Below are 24,376 nucleotides of genomic sequence, written 5' to 3'. Positions count from 1 at the left end.
TTACCTGAGGCAACGGCTCTATTAACGTTCGTGTTGGATGTGTTCATCCAACTGCTGGCAGATCTGATCCTGAAGGGTCTGACATAAGTCAGGATCTGAGACTGGTAGGCCTTGTTCGTCGGTGATAAAGAAGAAGTCTTCTACACGCTCGCCCACGCTTGCGATCTTAGCTTTACGAACAGATAGGTTGTGCTCAGCGAAAATTCCGCCAATGCGTGCAAGTAGGCCTGGGCGATCGGGTGTGATCACTTCTAGTACGGTCTGTTGAGCAGACGGATCATTGCTTACATAAACTTGAGTTGGGGTAGCAAACAGCTTCATCTGACGTGGAACGCGTCGCTGGATAATATCCGGGTAGTCATCTGGATCATCAAGTTCTTCGATTAGGCGCTGCTTGATTGACTGCAGATGACTTGGGTTCTCCGACAATGGTGTGTTGTCATCTGACAGAACGGTATAAGTGTTAAGGACCTCGCCACTATCTGTCACGATAATGCGTGCATCTTGAATATTGAGATGTAATTGGTCCATCGCTGCTACAGTGGCTGCAAAGAGGTTTTTGATATCTTTGCTGTAGATAAAAATCTCTGTTGCGCCTTCAAATACACGGTGAGATGTTTGGCGAATCAGGATCAGCGGCTCATCTGCTTTTGTATGTTCTAGAATTGCCTTGGTGTGTTCAGCGATGCTTTGGGCGGTCTCTCTAAGGAAATAATCATCTCCTATTGATGACCATAAAGTGTGTATATCGGTTTTCTCTACGCCTTGTCGATCCAATAAAATCTGAGCTTCGTGTTGAATCTGTTCGATACGGTCTTCTTTATTGATTGGGTTCTCTAAGCCACGACGCAGAGCGCGTTTAGTGTCGGTATAGAGTTTACGCATCAATGTTGCACGCCAGCTATTCCAAAGTGTGTGGTTGGTAGCGTTTATATCGGCGATAGTCAGCACGTAAAGATAGTCAAGGTGCACAATGTCTCGTACTTGTTGCGCAAATGTGTGGATGACTTCCGGATCTGAAATATCCTTGCGCTGCGCTGTCATAGACATAAGTAAGTGGTTACGTACGAGCCAGGATACTAAATGGCTGTCCCACTTGCCTAAATGGTGCTCATCGCAGAATTCGAGTACGTCTTCAGCGCCTAGCTCTGAGTGATCGCCACCACGGCCTTTGGCAATATCATGGAAAAGACCGGCAATGTATAACAGCTCGATTTTAGGTAGCTGATTTACAATGCGATGACATATTGGAAATTCTTCTCGATAGTCGCGATGTCTGAATTGACGGCATTTCTGAATCACCTTCATGGTGTGCGCATCAACGGTATAGATATGGAATAGGTCGTGCTGCATCTGACCAATAATACGGCCGAATTGAGGCAGATAACGGCCCAAAATCCCATATCGTGTCATCCGTTTTAGTTCGGTAGAAACGCGCTCTGGGGAACGAAGTAGTTCCATAAAGAGGCTGGTATTGCGAATATCCTTACGAAACTCTTCATCAACCTTGTGACGGTTGTCTCGAATTAAGCGAATAGTAGAAGCGCGTACGCCTTTGATGGATGGGTTTTGTGCCAGAAGGACAAACAGTTCCATCAGGGCAAAAGGCTGGTGTTCAAATGTGTTTTCGTGAGTGACTTCTAAATAATCGTTGTGGATCTGGAAGCGATTGTTGAGAGGGATGATCACTTGTTCTTCATCGGCACGGAGGATCGCTTCATCGAAGTGTTGCAGTAGCATGTCGTTGAATTCTGACATGGTCATGGCAATACGGTAGTACTTGCTCATGAACTGTTCTACAGCAAGCTTGCCTTCTTCATCCTTGTAGCCAAAGAACTCAGCTAGTGTGCGTTGATGGTCAAACAGTAGACGGTCTTCTCGACGGTTGCAGAGCATATGTAGTGCATAACGAACAGACCATAGGTACAGCTCGCCTTTATTTAAGATATCTAGCTCTGTTTCAGTTAGAAAGCCATCTTCAACCAGGTCGCGAATATAGGTGGAGCCGAAATGCCTTTTGGATACCCAGCCTATGGTTTGTAAATCTCGCAGTCCGCCTGGGGAGTTTTTAAGGTTAGGCTCCAGATTGTACTCAGTATTGTTGGTCTTCTGATGACGTTCTTTCTGCTCTTTTTGCTTAGCTAGGAAGAATTCTTTATCGGTCCAGGCACCCTCTGATGTCACGCGATCATACATTTGGGTATGAAGATCAGGGTTGCCTGTCAGTGTGCGAGATTCAATCAGATTGGTGGCGATCGTAATATCACTTTGTGCTTCTTTGTAACACTCACTGAGTGTTCGAACGCTGGAGCCTATATCTAAATTGATATCCCATAGGGTGGTTAAAAATGCGCTGATTGAATCATGTAGATCTTCAGCATTGATCTCATCATCCAAGAGGATGAGTAGGTCAATATCTGAATGCGGGTGCAGTTCGCCTCGGCCATAGCCGCCAACAGCGATAAGCGAGATCTTATCTTCAGGCCATGGGTATTGAGACCAAGCAACTTGCAAAATGCGGTCGATTTCCCACGCACGTCCGTAGATTAGTTTGCGGATATCCTCTCCAGCCTTGAAACGATCATCAAGGCTGGTTTTTATCGTGCACAGCGCCTCTTTGTACACAGGGATAGGGGAGGTTGCCTCCGCTAACTTAGTTCTAAAATCATCGATGTCGATGATCTCTTCTTCGGCTAGTTGCTGGTGGAGGGTGGTCGACATCTTAGCATTACCCGCTTTGCTTAATTCTCGCAGTTAAATGATTTACTGAATATTCTCATCAGAACGCAGGGTTAGAATCTCGTAACCATCGGCTGTTACTAGGATTGTGTGTTCCCATTGTGCTGATAAGCGACGATCAGCTGTTTCAACAGTCCAGCCATCCTTCTTAGATAGTTTAACCTGTCGTTTTCCTGCATTGATCATTGGCTCAATTGTAAAAATCATGCCTTCTTCAAGGATCTCGCCAGTACCTGCTTTACCGTAATGCAGAACTTGAGGTTCTTCGTGGAATTCAGCACCAATGCCGTGGCCGCAGTATTCACGAACCACAGTATAGTGATTTTGCTCTGCATGGGTTTGGATTACGTGGCCGATATCTCCTAGGCGTGCGCCCGGTTTAACCAGTTTGATACCTTTGTACATGCATTCCAAAGTTATATCGACTAGGCGGCGGGCATGAGGTAGTTCCTTGCCCACAAAAAACATTTTGCTGGTGTCGCCGTGATAACCATCTTTGATTACCGTGATATCAACATTGATGATGTCGCTATCTTTCAGTTTCTTGTCATTTGGAATGCCATGGCAAACAACCTGATTAACTGATGTGCAGATAGATTTTGGGAAACCATGGTAGTTAAGCGGTGCAGGAATGGCTTGTTGCTTATCCACAATGTAGTCGTGACAAATTTGGTTCAGCTCATTTGTGGTGACACCCGGTTTTATATATGGCTCGATCATTTCGAGAACTTCGGCAGCCAAACGGCCTGCAACGCGCATTTTCTCGATCTCTTCAGGTGTTTTAATTTTGATGCTCATAAGCTGTCAATTGTCCTGTGAAACCGCCAGAAGCGGTGTATTAAAGTTTAACTGAAGGGGATTGTAGCAATCCTGCTGCAGGAATAGAAATAGGCTTTATATTATTGGGTGGTTATGGTATAAATCCGCGCTCAATTTGCGTAAGCAAAAATATATATCACACACGTTCCGACACAACGTTCAGGGTGCCTTCGGGTTGGATGTTGGGGATCGTGGAGGTTTAACCCAATTTTAGGAAAATATAATGGCTAAAATTACTATGCGTGACCTGCTTAAAGCAGGCGTTCACTTCGGTCACCAGACTCGTTACTGGAACCCGAAAATGTCTAAATTCATTTTCGGTGCTCGTAACAAGATTCATATCATCAACCTAGAGCACACTCTACCTGCACTTAACGGTGCACTAGATAGCATCCAGGGTATGGCTTCCAACAAGAACAAAGTTCTTTTCGTTGGTACTAAGCGCGCTGCTAGCAAAATCGTTAAAGAAGAAGCTGCTCGTGCAGGTATGCCATACGTAAACCACCGTTGGTTGGGTGGTATGCTGACTAACTACAAAACTATCCGTCAGTCTATCCGTCGTCTACGCGATCTGGAAGGTCAGAGTCAGGATGGTACGTTTGAGAAGCTAACTAAGAAAGAAGCTTTGATGCGTCAGCGTGAAATGGAAAAGCTAGAGCGTTCTATCGGTGGTATCAAAGAGATGGGCGGTCTTCCTGATGCTTTGTTCGTAATCGACGTTGACCACGAGCGTATCGCAGTAAATGAAGCAAATAAACTGGGTATCCCAGTTATCGGTGTCGTTGATACTAACAGCAACCCAGATGGCGTTGATGTTGTTATCCCTGGTAACGATGATGCACTGCGTGCAATCCAGATTTACGTTAAGTCTGCAGCTGATGCTTGCCTAGAAGGTATCGAAGCAACTGCTGGCGACAAAAACGAATTCGTTGAAGTTGAAGAAAAAGCAGCTGAATAATTCTGCTGGGGATACGGCAACGTATTCTCTTTGACTTTATAGAGGGGGCCTTGCCCCCTTTTTTGGATTTTTTGATTAACCCGCGATTATTTTATAGGGGTATTCGATATGGCGAACATTTCCGCTGCAATGGTTAAGGATCTGCGTGACCGTACTGGTCTAGGCATGATGGAGTGTAAAAAAGCACTTAAAGAAGCTGGTGGCGACATCGAGAAAGCGATTGAAGAGCTACGTAAAGCTTCTGGTATGAAGGCTGCTAAAAAAGCAGGTCGTACTGCAGCTGAAGGTGTTGTGGTTGTTAAAGTTGCAGACGATAACAGCTACGCGGTAGCAGTAGAAGTTAACTCTGAAACTGACTTCGCAGCACGCGATGAAGGCTTCCTTGCTTTCACAAATGTTGTGCTAGAAAAAGCGTTTGCTGATAAAGCGACTGACGTTGAAGCGTTGATGGCTGGTGAACTAACTGATGCACGTGATGCATTGGTTCAAAAAATCGGTGAGAACATCGGTGTGCGTCGCGTATTCCTAGTTGAAGGTGGCGTTGTTGGTGCTTACGTACACAGCAACAACAAAATTGCAGCGCTTGTTCAGCTTGAAGGTGGTAATGAAGAAACAGCTAAAGACATCGCTATGCATGTTACAGCTGTTAACCCTCAGGTTGTTAATAAAGAAGATATGCCTGAAGAAGTTGTTGCGAAAGAAAAAGAAATCATTCTTGCGCAGCCAGATATGGCTAGCAAGCCTGCAGAGATTGCAGAAAAAATGGTTACTGGTCGTATCAACAAGTTCTTGGCTGAAAACAGCCTAGTAGAGCAAGCTTTTGTTAAAAACCCAGATCAGAAAGTTGGTCAGGTAGCAAAAGATGCTGGCGCTACTGTATCTGCATTCACTCGTATCGAAGTGGGTGAAGGTATTGAAGTTGAAGAAGTAGACTTCGCTGCAGAAGTTGCTGCTCAGCTTAACGGCTAATAAGCTCTAAGGCTTATGGATTGCGCATCTAACCCATGCGCAATCCCCTCTTTTCTTGCTACACTCTCCTGATCCCAATTTCTGTGGAGATATACGGATGCCAACCACCGAGAAACAATCAAAATATAAACGCATATTATTGAAGCTTAGCGGCGAAGCCCTAATGGGTGACGAGAGCTTTGGTATAGACTCAAATGTCCTGAATAGAATGGCCTTAGAGATCGGTCAGCTAGTAGGGATTGGTGTTCAAGTCGGTATGGTTATCGGCGGTGGTAATTTGTTTCGTGGCGCAGCCCTAAATGAGGCTGGGTTGGATCGTGTTACTGGCGACCATATGGGTATGCTCGCAACCGTTATGAATGCATTGGCTATGCGAGATGCATTGGAGCGTAGCAATATAAACACTAGAGTAATGTCGGCTATTCCAATGAGTGGTGTAGTAGATCATTACGACCGTCGAAATGCGATGCGTTACCTTAATCAAGGTGATGTTGTGATTTTTGCGGCGGGTACAGGTAATCCTTTCTTTACAACAGATTCTGCAGCTTGTCTTCGTGGTATAGAAGTCGAGGCGGATGTTGTCCTGAAAGCAACCAAGGTTGATGGTGTATATACGGCAGATCCAGTTAAGGATCCTACAGCGCGCCGTTACCGTCATCTAAGTTATGATGAAGTTTTAGAACAGCAGCTGGGTGTTATGGATCTGACAGCGATCTGTTTGACGCGAGATCACAATATGCCAGTGCGTGTATTTAATATGAATAAACCAGGTGCTCTTGCCAACCTTGTAGTAGGTAGCGACGAGGGTACTTTGATCGATTGCAGTGAAACGGTTGGAGAAAAATATGCTGAATGAAATCACTCAGGATGCTGCCGAGCGCATGCAGAAAAGTGTTGATGCCCTAGTAACGAACTTCAAGAAAATTCGTACTGGTCGTGCACACCCGAGCATTCTGGAAGGAATTCAGGTTTCCTATTACGGTTCTGATGTGCCTTTGAGCCAGGTGGCTAATATTTCCGTTGAGGATGGTCGTACGCTATCTATCGTTCCATGGGAAAAGCCAATGGTGCCTGTAATTGAAAAAGCGATTATGACTTCTGATCTAGGTTTGAACCCAGCAACTGCGGGTGAAAATATTCGTGTTCCAATGCCTCCGTTGACTGAGGAAACGCGTAAGGGTTATATCAAACAAGCGCGTCAGGAAGCTGAAGGTGCACGCGTAGCTATTCGTAATATTCGTCGTGATGCAAACGGCGATCTTAAAGATCTTTTGAAAGAAAAAGAGATTACTGAAGATGATCAGCGTCGTGGCGAAGATCAGATTCAGAAAGTTACGGATAAGCATGTTGCAGAAGTAGATAGTCTTCTGGAGCAGAAAGAAAAAGATCTAATGGAAATTTGATCGAAGCAGCGGTGCTGTAAGGTGCCGCTGAATTATTTGCATGACATCAAAAAACAATTCTTCAGAAGTTATTACTAATACGCCTCGGCATATTGCCATCATTATGGATGGGAATAACCGTTGGGCAAAAGAGCGTCGACTACCAGGCTTGGCAGGTCATAAAGCGGGTGTGGATTGTGTGCGTTCAGTTATCGAAGGCTGTGTGGAGTTAGGTGTTGAATCTCTGACTTTATTTGCTTTTAGTTCTGAGAATTGGAAACGACCTCCGTTGGAGGTTAAAGGTCTAATGGAGTTGTTCAAGCTGGCATTAGATCGAGAAGCGAAGAAGTTATTAAAAAACAATATTCGCTTACGAGTTGTAGGTGATAAAGCATCGTTTAGCGATTCGTTACAGAAAAAAATACACCATGTTGAAGCTTTGACTGCGGGTTGTGATGGTTTGCAGCTTAATATTGCTGCAAATTATGGTGGTCGTTGGGATATTACCCAGGCTGCTCGTCAACTGGCAGAGAAATGCATTGCTAATGACTTATCTCCCTCAGAAATTACTGAAGAATCCCTAGGGAGATGCATTAACCTATCTGATCTGCCTGAACCGGATCTATGTATTAGAACGGGTGGGGAACAGCGTATTAGTAATTTCTTGATCTGGCAGTTTGCTTATACTGAATTGTATTTTTCGGATGCTTATTGGCCTGATTTTGATAAAAAGCATTTGAAAACGGCAGTCCAAGATTATAGCGGTAGACAGCGCCGTTTTGGTAAAACCAGTGAGCAGGTAGAGGCGGAGCAAAATGCTTAAACAGCGAATATTAACCGCGCTTGTGCTTGCTCCTTTAGCGTTGCTGGGAGTGTTTGCTTTACCTTTATCATCCTTTCTTTATTTTATGGATGTTGTGATTCTCTTGGGCGCTTGGGAATGGGCAAACTTATCTGGTTATGAAAGCCGTGTTCAGCGTTTGATCTATGTTGGCTTGATGGCAGCTATTCTGGCTGGCTTGCATCTGTTTTACACAAGCATTCCTGTTGAACTTATCTTGTCTGCAGCACTCTTAGGTTGGGCGGTAGCATTTCTATGGGTGGTGAAATATCCGCAGAACACTGGTTGGAGTGCTAGTTGGAAGCGCGCTTTAGTCGGTTTGGTAGTATTGGTGCCGAGCTGGATTGCATTTGTTGGGCTGAAAGGTTCAGAAAACGGTGAGATGTTAATCCTCCTGTTGTTTCTTTTGGTTTGGGGGGCAGATGTCGGTGCATATTTCTCGGGCAAGAATTTTGGCCGGGTTAAATTAGCGCCTAATGTAAGCCCTGGTAAAACACGCGAAGGTCTTTATGGTGGCTTAGTCGCCTGTGTATTGATTGCGTTGGGATTCGCGTTATACAGTGATTTTGAAGCGCTTCAAGTTATTCTTCTTGTTGTGCTTGCCATTGCAACAGGATTGATTTCTGTACTAGGAGATCTATTTGAAAGTATGTTGAAGAGGCATCGGGGTATCAAAGATAGTAGTCAGTTGCTCCCAGGGCATGGTGGTGTTTTAGATCGTATCGATAGCCTGACTGCAGCTTCGCCTTTGTTTGTGCTGGGTATGCAGTATCTAATTGTATAGTGAGATTGCTATGGAACTGTTGCATACCATTCTTGCCACAATCGTTACCTTAGGGATTTTAGTTACAATCCATGAGTGGGGCCATTTTTATGTGGCCCGTCGTTGTGGAGTTAAGGTTCTACGTTTCTCTGTTGGTTTTGGTAAAGCTTTTTATACTTGGAAAGATCGTCAAGGTACTGAGTATGCGATAGCCAGTATTCCTTTAGGTGGCTATGTCAAAATGCTGGATGAACGTGAGGGTGATGTGCCTGAAGAACAGCTCTCCCAAGCCTTCAATCGTAAACCAGTTATTCAACGTATCGCTATTGTTGCAGCGGGTCCTCTTGTAAACCTTATTTTTGCTGTTTTTGGATATTGGTTTCTCTTTATTTATGGCGTATCTGCAGTCGTTCCTGTGATTGGAGCGGTTCAGCAAGGGTCTTTGGCTGAAAATGCTGGACTACCTATAGATTCGGAAATAGTGGCTGTTGATGGTCATGAGACTTTAAGTTGGGACGCTGTTAATTTGCGACTTGCTTCGCGTGTTGCTGAAAGTGGGGAGTTAAGCCTTAAAGTACGTGAACAAGGCACAACTCTAGTACAAGAATACAGAATCGCATTGAATGAGTGGAAATTTGACGTTGATAAACAGTCACCGGTCTCAGCTTTAGGGCTGGTGCCTTGGCGCCCTCATGTGCCAGCAATTTTCGGTAGTTTTTTGGAGAATGGAAGGGCTTCGGGTTCAGGCTTGAAGGCTGGTGATGAGGTTCTTTCAGTCAATGATGTTCTGGTTGAGGATTGGTTATCGTTTGTAAGTGTGGTTAAAGCAAATCCAGAACAAGTGTTGAACCTGAGAATAGATAGAAACGGGCAGGAGTTATTTATTAAGCTAACGCCGGCGCTGAAAATCACTGATGATGGTGAGAAAATAGGTTTTATAGGGGCGGGTACTCAGCAAGTTTCTCTTCCTGAAAATATGGAAAGGCAGATAAGATATGGTCCAATTGAATCTATCTTTATGGCTTTCGAAAGATCTTGGCAACTGATTGGTTTGATTTTCGACTCCATATGGAAAATGCTGACGGGCGATATGTCAGTAAAAAACTTGAGTGGCCCTATTACCATTGCTAAAGTTGCCGGTTCTTCTGCATCGCTGGGTGTTGAATATTATATTGGTTTTCTTGCTTATCTGAGTATTAGCTTAGGTATATTAAATTTACTGCCAATCCCTGTCTTAGATGGCGGGCATTTGCTTTATTATGCTGTCGAATTAGTGACAGGGAGGCCTGTAAGTGAGAATATTCAGCTCCTTGGTCTGAAAATTGGTATGGCTATGCTGCTTTCATTGATGTTTGTAGCATTATTTAATGACTTTATGCGGCTGTGACAGCTGTTTCGATTATTTATTACGGATTAGACGCACTTCATGAAACGTGGCATTGGACTTCTGGTAGCGCTCTTTTTCTGGGTTTCTTTCGCTCAGGCAAACACATCATCTTTCGTTGTAGAAGATATCCGTTTAGAAGGATTACAGCGTGTTTCTCCAGGGATTGTGTTTAGGAATTTTCCTGTTACAGCGGGTGAACAAGTAAGCGCTCTGTCATTGTCTAAGGCAACTAAAAAGCTATTTGCCTCTGGTTATTTTGACGATATTGAGTTGTTACGTGATGACTCTGTTCTTGTTTTGCGTTTACAAGAGCGTCCGTCTGTCAGTTTGATCAAGCTTGAAGGTAACAAAGTTCTAGAATCCGAAGCGTTACTGGATGGTTTGAAACAAACAGGTTTACAAGAAGGTGATGTCTTTAAGCGTTCGACCCTAGAGCAAATTAAGCAGGACCTAGTGCGTGTATATGCTTCTCAAGGTCGTTATGGTGCGAGTGTAAGTACAGATGTGGAAAACCTGCCGGGCAATCGTGTTGCGCTGAATATCAATGTAAAAGAAGGTCGTGTTGCTACGATTCAACACATTAATATTGTGGGCAACACAGTTTATTCTGATGAAGAGCTTAAAGAATTATTCTCTTTGAAATTGCCAAATTTCTGGTCCTTCTATAAGAAAGATGATCGCTATGCACGTCAGAAACTTACTGGTGATTTGGAGCGAGTACGTTCTTATTACCTAGATAGCGGTTATGTGAATTTCTCGATCGATTCGACTCAAGTATCTATCACCCCCGACAAAAAGAATGTCTATATCACCCTAAATGTAACTGAAGGCGAAAAGTATACTATTCGTGATGTTGCTGTTGCTGGTGAAATGGTAGTGCCTGAAGCTGAACTTCTAGATGCTGTTCGAGTTGAAGAAGGGCAGGTGTTTTCGCGTCGTTTGATAACAGAATCTCAGGATGCATTAACTAAACGTATTGGTGATGCTGGTTATATGTTTGCCAACATCTCCCCAGCTCCAGAATTGCACGATGATAATACCGTCACTGTAAAATTTTTCGTAGATCCGGGTAAGCGAACGTATGTTCGTCGTATTAATATTCGAGGCAATACACGTACCGCTGATGAAGTTATTCGTCAGCATTTGAAGCAAATGGAAGCAGCAGTTGCGTCGAATGAATTAATCGAACAATCCAAGCAGAGGCTTGAGAAAACAGGATACTTTAAAACAGTTGCTGTTGAGACTACGCCAGTACCGGGTAGTAACGATTTAGTTGATATTGATTACCGTGTTGAAGAACAGCAATCTGGTTCTTTCTCCGCGAGTGTTGGTTTCTCACAAAGCTCCGGCATCATCTTGGGCTTTAAACTACAGCAGGATAACTTCCTGGGCACAGGTAAAAAAGTCGGCATTGGTATTTCTAACAGTGATACATTGACTGAATACTCTTACAGTTTCGTAGATCCCTACTACACAGTTGATGGTGTAAGTCGAGGTTTCAACGTATATTACCGTGAACGTGACTTTGACGAAGATAACGCCAGTGCATTCTCAACAGATGAGATGGGTGGTGGTGTAAACTTCGGGTATCCAATAGATGACTATCAACGTTTAAACTTTGGTGTGAACATTGAAAAAGTAACCATCAAAACTAACACCACTGAAACGCCAGATGAAATAAATCAGTATCTTGATGATGAAGGTAATGATTATCTGAACCTGAACCTGACTGGACGCTGGAGCTCCAATCATTTAAACCGAGGTTTCTTCCCGACCAAAGGTTATTCGCAAAGTCTGTCTTTAGAGCTTGGTCTGCCTGGTAGTGATTTGAGTTATTACAAAGCTCAATATAACGGCAAATGGTATTACCCTCTTACGGATGATCGCTTCTGGGTTCTTTCCCTGAAAGGTCGTGTAGGCCTTGGTGGCGAACTAGGTCAGAATGAATATCCATTCTATAAGCACTTCTTTGCCGGTGGTTTGAAAACTGTTCGAGGTTATGAGCAAAATTCTTTAGGTCCTCGTGATTCTAAAGATGACCCATTTGGCGGTGATGTTTTGATTACTGGTGGTGCAGAATTTATTTTCCCAACACCTTTTGTAAAAGAAAGAACATCTTGGCGTACATTGTTATTTGTTGATGCCGGTAATGTATTTGATACTGACTGTTCGTCTGTATCCAAACCGGGTAATTGTACAGATGGCGTAGAACTTGATGAGCTGAGATTGTCAGCTGGATTTGGTTTAAGTTGGTTGACACCAATTGGGCCTTTGTCTGTCGCTTTGGCTGCCCCTCTAAATGATAAGACTGGTGATGAAACTGAAGTGTTCCAGTTCGCATTAGGTCAAACTTTCTAAGGAATAGAATATGAAATTTAAAACCGTTTTAGGTTTTCTTTTTGCTGCTACGTTAAGTTTTAGTGCAAGTGCTGAAAAGGTTGCAGTTCTGGGTGTTCAACAAGCGTTGCTAGCTTCTGAGGCTGCTGCAGATTATCGCCAGTCACTAAAAACTGAATTCGCGAAAGAAGATAAGAAAATGCTTGATCTAGAAAAACAGGTCAAAGCAGCAAGAGAAAAACTAAAGAAGAACAAAGATCTAGCGTCTGAGGCTGAATTGAAGAAAATGAGTATTCAATTCCAAAAAGTTTTTGCCGAGTATCAAAAAAACGGTCAAGCGCTACAGCAGCAAAAAATGCAACGTGAGCAGGCGTTTATTCAAGAGATGCGTCCTCGCCTAGATAAGGTTATTCGTGATCTTATCGAGAAAGAAGGTTACGACGTAGTGATCGCTAAACAAGCAACACTGTTTACAAAAAAAGAACTAGATATTACTCCTCGAGTAGTTGAACTGCTTAACAAACAGTAGGCTAGCCATACTGAATGAGTTCAAATGAGTATACGCTAAAGCAATTGGCTGAATTCTTATCAGCAGATTTGCATGGTGATGATGATTTCAAGGTTAGTGCCCTAGCTACCTTAGAAAAAGCTCGATCTTCGGATTTGAGTTTTATCGCAAATAGTAAATACCAGAAATACCTATCTGATTCACAGGCAGGAGCTGTTCTGATGGCTCCTGCGGATTTAGAATATTTTGAAGGTAATGCTCTAGTTCTTGATAACCCTTATCTTGCTTATGCTCGTGTTAGTCAGCTTTTTGCTACACCTTCTGACTCCTTAAAAGGTATTGCTGCTTCAGCGAATATTGCTGAATCTGCAAAAGTTGCAAAAACAGCTTCTATTGCTCATGGTGTTGTTATTGGCGAGCGTTCAGTCGTCGGTGATGGGGTTGTAATTGAGCCCAATGCAGTCATTGGTGCTGACTGTATCATTGGTGCTGAGTCAGTTGTAAAAGCTAATGTAACCTTATATACAGATGTTCATATTGGTACAAATTGCCTCATCCATAGCGGTGCTGTTTTAGGTGCAGACGGATTTGGTTTTGCCAATGAAAAAGGTGATTGGGTAAAAATTGCGCAATTAGGTGGAGTTAGGGTTGGCAACAACGTTGAGGTTGGTGCTGGGACCACAATAGATCGTGGAGCTTTGGAACACACGATAATTTCTGATGGTGTGATTTTAGATAACCAAATACAAATCGCACACAACGTTAGCATCGGTGAAAAATCTGCGATTGCAGGTTGTACGGCGGTAGCTGGAAGCACTAAAATTGGTGCCGGTTGTACGATTGCTGGAGCATGTGGAATCACAGGGCATTTAAGTATTGCCGATGGCAGTCATATCACCGCTATGTCATTAGTTACAAAATCAATTGTTGAACCAGGTGTTTATTCGTCTGGTACCGGCATGCTTCCACATAAACAATGGAAGAAAAACGTAGTTAGGTTCCGTCAGTTAGACGACCTAGCGCGCCGCATAAAGTCTGTAGAAGATAAGATTACTGAGATTAAGGGTTCTTAAGAAATGATGGATGTAAATGAAATTCGGGAATACCTTCCGCACCGCTATCCGTTTTTACTGGTAGATCGCGTGCTGGAGTTAGAAAAGGGAGAATCCATTGTTGCGATTAAAAATGTCACAGTTAATGAGCCTTTTTTCAATGGTCATTTTCCAGATCACCCAGTAATGCCTGGTGTTTTGATTGTCGAGGCTATGGCGCAAGCAGCTGGTATCCTAGGTTTCAAAACTATGGATAAAAAGCCACAAGATGGTTCGATTTATTACTTTGTTGGCTCAGATAAACTACGCTTTAAACGACCAGTGGTTCCAGGGGATCAGTTGACACTTGAAGCAAAAGTTATCTCTGAACGTCGTGGTATCTGGAAGTTTGATGTGCGAGCTACCGTTGAAGGTGATATGGTAAGTAGTGCAACAATTTTGTGTGCTGATAGAAAGGTTTAAATCTTGATAGATTCCCGTGCTCTTATAGACCCTACTGCAAAGCTTGCTGATGATGTTGAAGTAGGGCCTTGGTCAATCATTGGGCCTGATGTGGAAATTGGTGCGGGCACCGTTATTGGCCCTCATGTGGTTATCAAGGGACCAACCAAAATCGGGAAGAATAACCGCATATTTCAATTCTCGTCTGTTGGTGAAGATTGCCAAGATAAGAAATATGCGGGTGAGCCGACGACCCTGACTATTGGGGATGATAATGTTATCCGCGAAGGTGTCACGATCCATCGTGGTACTATCCAAGATGCAGGTACTACGACAATTGGTAGTCATAATCTATTTATGGCTTATGCACATGTTGCACACGATTGCGTTGTCGGTGACCATGTAATCATGGCCAATAATACGGCGATTGCAGGGCATGTGCATATTGGCGACTGGACCATTCTTGGTGGTTTTACTGCAGTGCATCAATTCTGCAAGATCGGTTCTCATGTGATGTGTGGAACCAGTACAGTTGTGCTTAAGGATATACCTTCCTATATTATGGCGAATGGTAATACCGCTAAGCCGCATGGTATTAACGTTGAAGGTCTTAAGCGTCGCGGTTTTAATGCTGAGTCTATTGCTCAGTTGCGTCGTGCTTATAAAACTATCTTCCGTAATAAACTTACAACAGCTCAGGCATTGGCCGAATTAAAGGCTATGGCTGATGAATGTCCTGAAGTTGTTCCGATGATCCAATCTATTGAATCCTCCACTCGTGGCATAATTCGCTGAGGTTGATTATGCCAAAACCCCTGCGAGTAGGCATTGTAGCTGGTGAGGCTTCAGGCGATATTTTAGGTAGTGGTTTAATCAAAGCCTTAAAAAAACGCTACCCAGATCTTACTGTCGAGGGGATTGGCGGTGAGTTGATGATCGCTCAAGGCTGTCACTCTCATTACCCTTTGGAAAGATTATCAGTTATGGGGCTTGTGGAAGTCCTTGGGCGACTACCTGAGCTTCTTGGTATTCGAAACAAACTGATTCGCCACTTTATTGATAACCCTCCCGATCTGTTTATTGGCATAGATGCTCCCGACTTTACTTTAAAGATGGAAGGGGAGTTAAAAGCTGCAGGAATTCCAACAGTGCACTATGTCAGCCCATCTGTCTGGGCATGGAAGCAGAAGCGTATTTATAAAATTAAACGGACTACTGATCTTGTCCTTAGTCTCTTCCCATTTGAAGCTAAGCACTATGCACCCACCCAGCAGCGAGTCGCTTTTGTCGGTCATCCTTTAGCGGATAGTATTCCGCTCAGCGTTAATGTAGCTGAGAGTAAGAAAAAGTTTGCAGTAAAATCTGATGAGAAAATCATTGCGTTGTTGCCTGGTAGCCGAGGTAGTGAGCTTAAATATTTGGCTGAGCCCTTTTTAGATACAGCTCGCTGGCTGAGTGAACGATTGGAAAATGTTCGTTTTGTTATTCCTGCTGCCAATGAAACACGTCATGATCAGTTACATCAATTAATAGTAGAAAAATACTCTGATCTTAATATTCAGCTTGTGATTAAACATTCGCGTGATGTGATGGCTATAGCTGATAGTATTTTGATAGCATCTGGGACCGCGACGCTGGAAGCTACTATTTTGCAGAAGCCAATGGTTGTAGCCTACAAAATGGCATCATTGACCTATGCGATCTATTCTCGAATGGTTAAATCCAAGTTTATCTCTTTACCAAATCTGTTAGCTGATGAGGCTTTAGTGCCTGAAATCTTACAGAACCAAGTAAAACCAGAAGTGCTCGGCCCTGCAGTATTAAAGAGTTTGCAAGATGATGAATACAAAGCTTATCTGCGTGATAAGTTTTCAGCAATACACAAACAACTTCATCAGGATGCAGACGAAAAGGCAGCAGATGCTATTGAGGCACTTTTGAAAGATAAAGGGGTGATCTCATGAGTACTATGGAATTAGATTTTTCTCAGGGTAAAAGAGTGGCTGGTGTTGATGAGGTCGGTCGTGGCCCGTTGGTAGGTAATGTTGTTGCTGCCGCAGTAATTCTGGATCCAGAAAAACCTATTCAAGGCTTGGCTGATTCGAAAAAGCTCTCTGCTAAAAAAAGAGAGCAGCTTTATATCGAGATCAAGGAAAAGGCACTGGCATGGTTTGTCGCTTCTGCATCTCCGGCTGAAATTGATGAAATCAATATACTACATGCCTCTATGTTAGCGATGAAAAGGGCCGTCGAAGGTTTGGATATCCCAGCTGAGTTTGTATATGTTGATGGCAATCGAAGTCCCGATCTAAATTGTCCTAGTGAGCCTGTTGTAAAAGGGGATAGTAAAATCCCTGAAATTAGCGCTGCATCCATTTTAGCTAAAGTCGATCGTGATAGAGAGATGGAGCTTCTTGATCAGCAATATCCAGAGTACGGCTTTGCTAAGCATAAGGGCTACCCTACAGCTCTGCATTTTGAAAAACTGGCTGAACATGGCCCGTTACCTGAACATCGTCGCAGTTTTAAGCCCGTACGGGATCTGCTTTCCTAACCTTTAAAAAGTTTGCTTTATGTCTGATCCGCAGTTTATCCATCTTCGCGTTCACACAGAATTTTCGCTAGTTGACGGTTTGGTTCGAGTCAAAGAGCTGGTTAATGCCGCTAAAAATGACCATATGCCCGCCGTTGGTATGACGGATCAGACAAATTTCTTTGGTTTGGTGAAATTCTTTAAAGCGGCAACAGGTAGTGGTATTAAGCCTATTTGCGGTTCTGACCTGTGGGTGGAAAATACTGATGAACCTGGTGGAGAGCCTTACCGCCTAACCTTGTTGGTTCGAAATGCTGAGGGTTACCTCAACCTCATGGAGTTGATCTCGCAGGCTTATGCTGAGGGGCAAAATGTTCTAGCGGATATGGCCTTGGTTAAACCTGAATGGGTAGAGGCTAAATCAGCGGGCTTAATCGCATTGTCAGGTGGGCGGAAAGGTGAAATTGGTCGTTCTATCTTGGCTAATAATGATCAGGCTGGGGCGATTTTAGAACGCTGGATGAAGGTCTTTCCAAACAGCTTTTATCTAGAAGTTCAGAGAACAGGTAGAGTGGGTGACGAGCAGATCGTTCATGATTCTGTTGAATTGGCTAAAACCTATAACTGCCCATTAGTGGCGACCAATGAGGTTATGTTCATCAATGAGTCAGATTTTGAGGCTCATGAAGTACGTGTATGCATCAACCAAGGCCGTACATTAGAAGATCCAACGCGTCCAAAAGAGTACAGTGACCAGCAATACTTCCGTTCCCAAGAGGAGATGGTTGAGCTCTTCAGTGATATCCCATCTGCGGTTCAAAACACAGTGGCGATTGCTAAGCGCTGTAATATTGAGATTGAAATCGGCACATATTATCTACCGAAGTATCCTATCCCTGAAGGGATGTTGATGGATGATTATTTCCGAAAAGTGTCTTTTGATGGGTTGGAAGAGCGTCTTGAGATTTTACTGGATAAAGAAGATCCTGATTACCAAGCGAAGCGCCAAGAGTATATCGATCGCCTAGAGTTTGAATTGGATATTATTATCCAGATGGGTTTCCCGGGTTACTTCCTGATCGTAATGGACTTCATTATGTGGGGTAAGGAAAACGGTGTTCCTGTAGGCCCTGGTCGTGGTTCAGGTGCGGGCTCCTTGGTGGCTTATGCCCAAAAAATTACCGATCTTGATCCGTTAGAATATGACCTTCTGTTCGAACGATTTCTCAACCCTGAGCGTGTCTCCATGCCTGACTTCGATATCGACTTCTGCATGGATAACCGAGATAAGGTAATCGACTATGTAGCGCGAACCTACGGACGTGATGCTGTTTCTCAGATCGTAACCTTCGGTACTATGGCTGCGAAAGCGGTAGTTCGAGATGTGGCGCGTGTACAAGGTAAACCGTTTGGTCTTGCTGACCGACTTTCAAAGCTTATTCCTTTTGAGCCAGGCATTACTCTGAAAAAAGCCTTGGATCAGGAGCCTATGCTAGGTGAGTTTATTGAGTCCAGTGAAGAGGCTCAAGAAATCATGGATATGGCGTATAAGCTTGAAGGTGTGACGCGAAATGTAGGCAAGCACGCCGGTGGTGTAGTAATCGCACCTACCAAGTTAACAGACTTTGCTGCTACGTACTGCGATGAAGAGGGCAATGGCCTTGTTACTCAGTTCGATAAAGGCGATGTCGAAGAAGCTGGGTTAGTAAAATTCGACTTCTTGGGTCTGCGTACGCTGACGATTATCGATTGGGCGTTGCAAACGGTAAACCGTATTCGCGAAAAGAACGGTGAAGAACCGCTCGATATAGCTCTGATTGATCTTGAAGACAGAAAGACCTTCGATCTTCTGCAAGCTGCTGAAACTACGGCAGTCTTTCAGCTTGAGTCCAGCGGCATGAAGGATTTGGTTCGCAGGCTATTGCCTTCGCGCTTTGAAGATATTGTCGCGCTAGTAGCTCTATTCCGTCCGGGGCCGCTTCAATCAGGCATGGTGGATGACTTCATCAACCGTAAGCATGGTCGCGCGGAGATGGCGTGGCCACATCCTGATTATCAATTGGATTCACTGCAACCAGTACTCGAACCAACTTACGGAATTATCCTTTACCAAGAGCAGGTAATGCAGATTGCTCAGGTAATGGCAGGTTATACCCTTGGTGGTGCGGATATGCTGCGTCGTGCGATGGGTAAAAAGAAACCTGAAGAGATGGCTAAGCAGCGGGTTTCTTTTCTTGATGGTTCTGAGCAGAATGGGATCGATCGTGACTTAGCTGGGAATATCTTCGACCTAGTAGAGAAATTCGCAGGTTATGGTTTTAACAAATCCCACTCTGCAGCTTACGCCTTAGTTTCTTATCAAACGGCTTGGCTTAAAGCTCATTATCCTGCGCCGTTTATGGCGGCGGTAATCTCTTCTGATATGCAGAACACCGACAAGGTGGTGATCTTCATTGAAGAGTGTCGTGTGATGGGCATTCCTCCTGCGTTGCCGGACGTTAATACCGGTGAGTACATGTTCACCGTAAACGATGAGGGTGTCATTGTTTATGGTCTGGGTGCGATTAAAGGCGTAGGCGAAGGACCAATAGAGGCAATCACGGAAGCGCGTGCAGATGGTGGTCCATTTACGGATCTATTTGATTTCTGTGAACGTGTAGGTGCGAAGAAGCTTAATAAGCGTGTTTTGGAGGCTTTGGTTCGTTCCGGTGCGCTAGATTGTCTAGGCGCAGAGCGAGCGATTCTATGGGAAGCTATTCCGGATGCGCTGAAAGCTGCCGATCAAGCGGCTAAAAACCAAGACGCAGGGATGTTTGATCTATTTGGCGAGGTAGAGGCTGAATCTGATCGCTGCTCATATGAAGACTACAAGTCGGTTAGATCTTGGACGGATAAGGAGCGTCTTACGGGTGAAAAAGATACGCTCGGTTTGTACCTCACCGGCCATCCTATCGATGAATATGAGTCGGAGTTAAGGCACTTTGTTGGTAAGCGTATTGTCGAGTTGCAGCCTGCTCGTGGGCAGACCCAAAAAATGGCAGGCTTGGTGGTTGATCTTCGACTGAAGAAAACCAAAAAAGGCGATAACCTTTGTTTTGTGACTTTGGACGACCGCACCGCGCGTATCGATGTAACTCTTTTTGGCGATACTTATGATGCGGTACGTGAACTTGTTCATAAAGACGCAGTGCTAGTGGTTGAAGGAGAAGTGGCAGAGGATCACTTCTCTGGTGGAATAAAGGTGCGCGTAAGTAAAGTGCTGACCATCCCGCAAGCGCGTGCTCAGTATGCAGAAGGTATCCAAGTAAAATGCAACGAAAGTCAGTTAGCTGGTAGGCGCCTGAAGGAGCTGCAGGAATTGCTTAATAGTTATAAGGGAGAGGGCTCACTGCCAGTGCAGTTGCGCTACTCTCGACCTGATGCAGAGGCAACTATAACTTTGGGCGATAACTGGCAGGTTCAGGCTAACGATGATTTGTTGATTGCATTAATGGAGCGGTTCGGAAGTGATGCCGTTTCATTAAACTATTAGTCAGTTTAACTGGCGTAATTTAGCTGTCCTGTTTGGCGTCGAGGCTTTCTCTTGTAGGGTCTGGTTCTTAAAGCTGCAAACAGGTACACTTTGGACAATTTTTTTACTATTGAATAGATGAGTCATATGAATCCGAACTATCTGGATTTTGAACAGCCAATTGCAGAGCTACAGGCAAAAATTGAAGAGCTACGTCTGGTAGGGGATTCAGCTGAACTGAATATCTCCGATGAGATTAAGCGTCTGGAAGACAAAAGCCGCACTCTGACAGAATCTATTTTCTCTGATCTGTCTGCTTGGCAAGTATCACAGTTATCCCGTCACCCTCAGCGTCCATATACATTGGACTATATCGATTATATGTTCGATGAGTTCGATGAAATTCACGGTGATCGTCATTTTTCTGATGATCAGGCTATCGTGGGTGGTATCGCACGTATGGATGAGCGACCAATAATGGTGATTGGTCATCAGAAAGGTCGTGGTGTTCAGGAACGTCAGAAGCGTAACTTTGGTATGCCTCGTCCAGAAGGTTACCGTAAAGCACTGCGTCTAATGGAAATGGCTGAGCGTTTTAAAATGCCAATCATGACCTTTATTGATACGCCGGGAGCTTACCCTGGTATCGATGCTGAAGAACGTGGTCAGTCAGAAGCTATTGCATTTAACCTAGCTAAGATGTCTCAGTTAAAAACACCTGTTATTTCCACGGTTATTGGTGAAGGTGGCTCGGGTGGTGCATTAGCAATCGGTGTATGCGATGAGCTAATGATGATGAGTTACTCTACGTATTCAGTAATTTCCCCAGAGGGTTGTGCTTCTATTCTTTGGAAGAGCGCTGAGCGTGCTGCAGATGCAGCTAAAGCAATGGGTATTACTTCTGATCGTCTGCTTGAACTAGGTCTGGTTGATCAGATCGTAAGTGAGCCGCTTGGTGGTGCTCACCGTGATCCAGCCCTAACAGCGGCTAATCTTAAGCGTCACCTATCTGAAGTGCTAGGTCGCTTAGATGAACTGTCTACCGATGAATTGCTGGAGCGTCGTTATAAGCGCTTGATGGCATACGGTTTTGGTGGTGAAGCCTAATACAGGCAACCTCGCCGCTTTACAGGAGTGTGAGCGCCAGTTTCAGGCGCTGACCTCCCGTTTTATCTCTTTCCTTGATTCGTCCTCTTCAATCTCCCGTTGGGTTATTGCCCATAGCGGTGGCTTAGACTCTCAGTTATTGCTGTACCTTGCTTGTAAGGTGTTACCACGCAGCCAAATAGTCGTGCTTCATATCAACCATAATTTGCAGGTTGAGGCAGATGGTTGGTCGGCGTTTTCCGAGAGACAGGCTGAGCTTAATGGTGTGGTTCATCATTCCGTTTCGGTCACTCCTAATAATTCCTCTGAAGTTGCTGCAAGGGATGCGCGATACGCAGCGTTTAATGACTTTATAAACGAGGGCGATTGCGTGCTGTTTGGTCACCATGCTGATGATCAAGCTGAAACATTGCTGTTTCGTTGGTTAAGAGGGGCTGGCCTGACTGGCTTAAAAGGTATGCCTGAACAGCGGGAGCTGGGGCAGGGTTATTTATTGCGGCCATTGCTTTATTGTTCGCGCAAACAATTGGAACAAGCGGCAACTGAGATTGGCTTGGAATTTATTCAGGATCCATCTAATGATTCCATTGATTATGACCGCAACTTTTTAAGGCATAAGGTATTACCTGAATTAAAGCTGCGTTGGCCGCAATTGCTTGCTCGTTGGCAAAAAAATGCAGACTTGGTGGCTAAAAGTGAGTCTTTATTGAATCATTATTTAGATCAAGATTTGCGTCAGTGTTTAACTACGAGTAGGCAGTTAAATCTGGATGAATGGGGGCTTTTGATTGAGATAAAGCGTCCTGAACTGATTCGGCGCTGGGTCTATAATGAGATTGGCTTCTTGCTTAATGAGCAGCAGTTAGAGCAAATTCAGCATGATGTTATTCAAGCGCAATCGGATGCTATTCCGATTTATTTAATTCAGGGACACTCCCTACGTCGCTTTCGTAATCATTTGTATATAGTCTCTCCGCCCTCTGAGCTACTTGATAATGTCGAAATATCTGAGGGTGGCTGTTGGGAATTGGGAGATGGTGAGCTCACCATCGAATTGGCTAAGCCGTTACAGAAATCATTGACTCTTCAACGCCGTAAGGGTGGAGAAAGGTGCGTTCCTCATGGGCATGCGCATTCAAAATCGGTAAAAAAATTGCTTCAAGAGGCAGATCTTCCTCCTTGGGAGAAGGCTAGTTGGCCACTGATTTTTCAGGGTGAAACCGTAGTTGCTGTGCCAGGTATCTGCGTTTGCGATGGCTGGGATAAAGAAAGCTCAGGTTTTTCGCTTTTATGGCGTCCCTTATCGTTGTCTGATTAGCCCTGATTTGCTATCCTATAGCCCCATCTCGATCTTAAAAAATCCTCGCTTAAACACGATCAAACAGGTTCTGCATGACGCGTTATATCTTCGTCACAGGCGGTGTTGTGTCCTCATTGGGCAAAGGCATCGCATCCGCTTCTTTGGCTGCAATTTTGGAAGCCAGAGGGCTTAAAGTAACTATGTTGAAATTGGACCCGTATATTAACGTGGATCCAGGGACAATGAGCCCAATTCAGCATGGTGAGGTTTTTGTTACTGAAGATGGTGCAGAAACTGACCTAGACTTGGGCCACTACGAGCGTTTCATCCGTACAACGATGAGCAAACGTAATAACTTTACTGCTGGTCGTATCTATCAGCATGTATTACGCAAAGAGCGTCGCGGTGACTACCTAGGTGGAACGGTTCAGGTTATTCCGCACATCACAGATGAAATTAAGCGTCGTGTTATCGAAGGCGCTGGTGATGCTGACGTAGCTCTAGTAGAAATTGGCGGTACTGTTGGTGATATTGAATCACTACCATTTATGGAGGCAGTACGTCAGTTGAAAGCTGAGCTTGGTTCCGCTCGTGCAATGTTTATGCACCTGACGCTTGTTCCATACATTGCGACAGCTGGCGAAATCAAAACTAAGCCGTCACAGCACTCAGTAAAAGAGCTGCGTTCTATCGGTATTCAGCCAGATATTTTGGTATGTCGTTCCGATTTCCCACTACCAGACTCTTCTCGTCGTAAGCTGTCGTTGTTTACTAACGTTGAAGAGCGTGCAGTAGTGTCGCTTCCTGATGCAGATACTATCTATAACATTCCTCGAATGCTGTCTGAGCAAGGCTTAGACGATATCGTAGTGGAACGTTTCCACTTAGAGTGCACAGAAGCAGATCTAGGTGAATGGGATCGTGTAGCAGATGCTCATCTTAACCCAGAAGGCGAAGTTAAAATCGCTATGGTGGGTAAGTACATGGAGCTGTTGGATGCCTACAAATCTCTTATCGAAGCGATCTCTCATGCGGGTATCGCATTGAAGAAAAAAGTTCGCATCGAATGTATCGACTCTGAGCGTATCGAGCGTGAAGGTGTTGAAATTCTAGATGGCGCAAGTGCTGTTCTAGTTCCAGGTGGTTTTGGTGAGCGTGGTGTCGAAGGCAAAATTGCTGCCGTTCGCTATGCGCGTGAAAACAAAGTGCCATACCTAGGTATCTGTTTGGGTATGCAGGTTGCGGTTATTGAATTTGCTCGCCACGTTGCAGGCTTAGAAGATGCGACATCTTCCGAATTTAATAAAGATGCTGAACACCAGGTAATTGGTTTGATCACTGAGTGGGCTACCTCTGAAGGTGGTGTGGAAACCCGTGGCGAAGCTGATGATCTAGGCGGTACTATGCGTCTGGGTGCTCAAGTTTGTCATCTGGCAGAAGGTTCTACTGCTGCCCAAGCTTACGGTAACACTGAGATTACTGAGCGTCATCGTCATCGTTATGAAGTGAACAACAACTACGTTGAGCAACTGGAAAACGCTGGTTTAAGAATTTCTGGCCGTTCTGTTGATGGTGAGCTGGTTGAAGTGGTTGAAGTTGCAGATCACCCTTGGTTTGTCGCTTGTCAGTTCCACCCAGAGTTCACATCCACCCCGCGTGATGGTCATGGCTTGTTCAAAGGCTTTATTCAAGCTGCATTAGATCAACAAGCTAAACAGTAAAACGAATT

20 protein-coding genes are annotated in these 24,376 nt (G+C 44.4%); 18 read left to right on the top strand and 2 right to left on the bottom strand.

From position 1 onward, the window contains the following. Positions 1–21 precede the first annotated feature (21 nt). Both ACMXYW_RS14230 and map read right to left on the bottom strand, forming a co-directional pair. Positions 22–2,721 carry a [protein-PII] uridylyltransferase gene (locus ACMXYW_RS14230; RefSeq protein WP_415904488.1) on the bottom strand — a complete coding sequence of 900 codons (2,700 nt, stop codon included), beginning with the start codon at positions 2,719–2,721 and terminating at the stop codon, positions 22–24. 42 nt (positions 2,722–2,763) lie between these two features. Continuing rightward, positions 2,764–3,537: a type I methionyl aminopeptidase gene (gene map, locus ACMXYW_RS14225; protein ID WP_415885839.1), complete on the bottom strand. Its 774-nt coding sequence runs from the start codon at positions 3,535–3,537 to the stop codon at positions 2,764–2,766. A 244-nt stretch (positions 3,538–3,781) separates the two neighbouring features. Between map and rpsB the strand changes: the two genes are divergently transcribed. The 18 genes from rpsB to ACMXYW_RS14135 all read left to right on the top strand — a co-directional run bounded on the left by rpsB (position 3,782) and on the right by ACMXYW_RS14135 (position 24,368). Beyond that, entirely contained in the window at positions 3,782–4,516 is a 735-nt protein-coding gene (gene rpsB, locus ACMXYW_RS14220) for a 30S ribosomal protein S2 (RefSeq protein WP_415904487.1), read from the top strand. Between the two features lie 108 nt (positions 4,517–4,624). Further along, the gene (gene tsf, locus ACMXYW_RS14215) at positions 4,625–5,485 is read left to right on the top strand and encodes a translation elongation factor Ts (protein WP_415885837.1); all 861 of its coding nucleotides are present in this window, start codon (positions 4,625–4,627) and stop codon (positions 5,483–5,485) included. Positions 5,486–5,582: 97 nt separating this feature from the next. Continuing rightward, positions 5,583–6,341: a UMP kinase gene (gene pyrH, locus ACMXYW_RS14210; RefSeq protein WP_415882452.1), complete on the top strand. Its 759-nt coding sequence runs from the start codon at positions 5,583–5,585 to the stop codon at positions 6,339–6,341. Beyond that, complete coding sequence (gene frr / locus ACMXYW_RS14205) at positions 6,331–6,888, top strand: ribosome recycling factor (RefSeq protein WP_415885836.1); 558 nt, start codon at positions 6,331–6,333, stop codon at positions 6,886–6,888. Before pyrH ends, frr begins: the two co-directional genes overlap by 11 nt. Before the next feature lie 40 nt (positions 6,889–6,928). Further along, positions 6,929–7,690, top strand: a complete 762-nt coding sequence (uppS, locus tag ACMXYW_RS14200; protein WP_415904486.1) for a polyprenyl diphosphate synthase — start codon at positions 6,929–6,931, stop codon at positions 7,688–7,690. Beyond that, positions 7,683–8,492, top strand: coding sequence for a phosphatidate cytidylyltransferase (locus ACMXYW_RS14195; protein ID WP_415904485.1), 810 nt, complete (start codon positions 7,683–7,685; stop codon positions 8,490–8,492). Before uppS ends, ACMXYW_RS14195 begins: the two co-directional genes overlap by 8 nt. 10 nt (positions 8,493–8,502) lie before the next feature. Further along, on the top strand, positions 8,503–9,858 hold the full coding sequence (gene rseP, locus ACMXYW_RS14190; RefSeq protein WP_415904484.1) for a sigma E protease regulator RseP: 1,356 nt from the start codon (positions 8,503–8,505) through the stop codon (positions 9,856–9,858). A 39-nt stretch (positions 9,859–9,897) separates the two neighbouring features. Beyond that, entirely contained in the window at positions 9,898–12,216 is a 2,319-nt protein-coding gene (bamA, locus tag ACMXYW_RS14185) for an outer membrane protein assembly factor BamA (RefSeq protein WP_415904483.1), read from the top strand. Positions 12,217–12,226: 10 nt separating this feature from the next. Then, the gene (locus ACMXYW_RS14180; RefSeq protein WP_415904482.1) at positions 12,227–12,724 is read left to right on the top strand and encodes an OmpH family outer membrane protein; all 498 of its coding nucleotides are present in this window, start codon (positions 12,227–12,229) and stop codon (positions 12,722–12,724) included. A 14-nt stretch (positions 12,725–12,738) separates the two neighbouring features. After that, positions 12,739–13,776, top strand: coding sequence for a UDP-3-O-(3-hydroxymyristoyl)glucosamine N-acyltransferase (gene lpxD / locus ACMXYW_RS14175; RefSeq protein ID WP_415904481.1), 1,038 nt, complete (start codon positions 12,739–12,741; stop codon positions 13,774–13,776). 3 nt (positions 13,777–13,779) lie between these two features. After that, complete coding sequence (gene fabZ / locus ACMXYW_RS14170; protein ID WP_415904480.1) at positions 13,780–14,217, top strand: 3-hydroxyacyl-ACP dehydratase FabZ; 438 nt, start codon at positions 13,780–13,782, stop codon at positions 14,215–14,217. A 3-nt stretch (positions 14,218–14,220) separates the two neighbouring features. Further along, on the top strand, positions 14,221–14,991 hold the full coding sequence (gene lpxA, locus ACMXYW_RS14165) for an acyl-ACP--UDP-N-acetylglucosamine O-acyltransferase (protein ID WP_415904479.1): 771 nt from the start codon (positions 14,221–14,223) through the stop codon (positions 14,989–14,991). A gap of 8 nt (positions 14,992–14,999) precedes the next feature. After that, complete coding sequence (lpxB, locus tag ACMXYW_RS14160; protein WP_415904478.1) at positions 15,000–16,160, top strand: lipid-A-disaccharide synthase; 1,161 nt, start codon at positions 15,000–15,002, stop codon at positions 16,158–16,160. Further along, positions 16,157–16,750, top strand: coding sequence for a ribonuclease HII (gene rnhB, locus ACMXYW_RS14155; RefSeq protein WP_415904477.1), 594 nt, complete (start codon positions 16,157–16,159; stop codon positions 16,748–16,750). Before lpxB ends, rnhB begins: the two co-directional genes overlap by 4 nt. Positions 16,751–16,769: 19 nt before the next feature. Next, positions 16,770–20,261, top strand: coding sequence for a DNA polymerase III subunit alpha (gene dnaE / locus ACMXYW_RS14150; RefSeq protein WP_415904476.1), 3,492 nt, complete (start codon positions 16,770–16,772; stop codon positions 20,259–20,261). A gap of 126 nt (positions 20,262–20,387) precedes the next feature. Further along, on the top strand, positions 20,388–21,347 hold the full coding sequence (gene accA, locus ACMXYW_RS14145; protein ID WP_415904475.1) for an acetyl-CoA carboxylase carboxyl transferase subunit alpha: 960 nt from the start codon (positions 20,388–20,390) through the stop codon (positions 21,345–21,347). Further along, positions 21,337–22,665 carry a tRNA lysidine(34) synthetase TilS gene (gene tilS, locus ACMXYW_RS14140; RefSeq protein ID WP_415904474.1) on the top strand — a complete coding sequence of 443 codons (1,329 nt, stop codon included), beginning with the start codon at positions 21,337–21,339 and terminating at the stop codon, positions 22,663–22,665. The genes accA and tilS overlap by 11 nt, the downstream gene beginning before the upstream one ends. Before the next feature lie 74 nt (positions 22,666–22,739). Then, positions 22,740–24,368 carry a CTP synthase gene (locus tag ACMXYW_RS14135; RefSeq protein ID WP_415902046.1) on the top strand — a complete coding sequence of 543 codons (1,629 nt, stop codon included), beginning with the start codon at positions 22,740–22,742 and terminating at the stop codon, positions 24,366–24,368. Positions 24,369–24,376 lie beyond the last annotated feature (8 nt).

Origin of the sequence: Neptuniibacter sp. QD48_55 (assembly GCF_047778115.1) — a bacterium.
Taxonomy (GTDB): Bacteria; Pseudomonadota; Gammaproteobacteria; order Pseudomonadales; family Balneatricaceae; genus Neptuniibacter.
The sequence above is the reverse complement of the archived record's forward strand: the minus strand, read 5'-3'. Positions and strand labels throughout refer to the sequence as shown.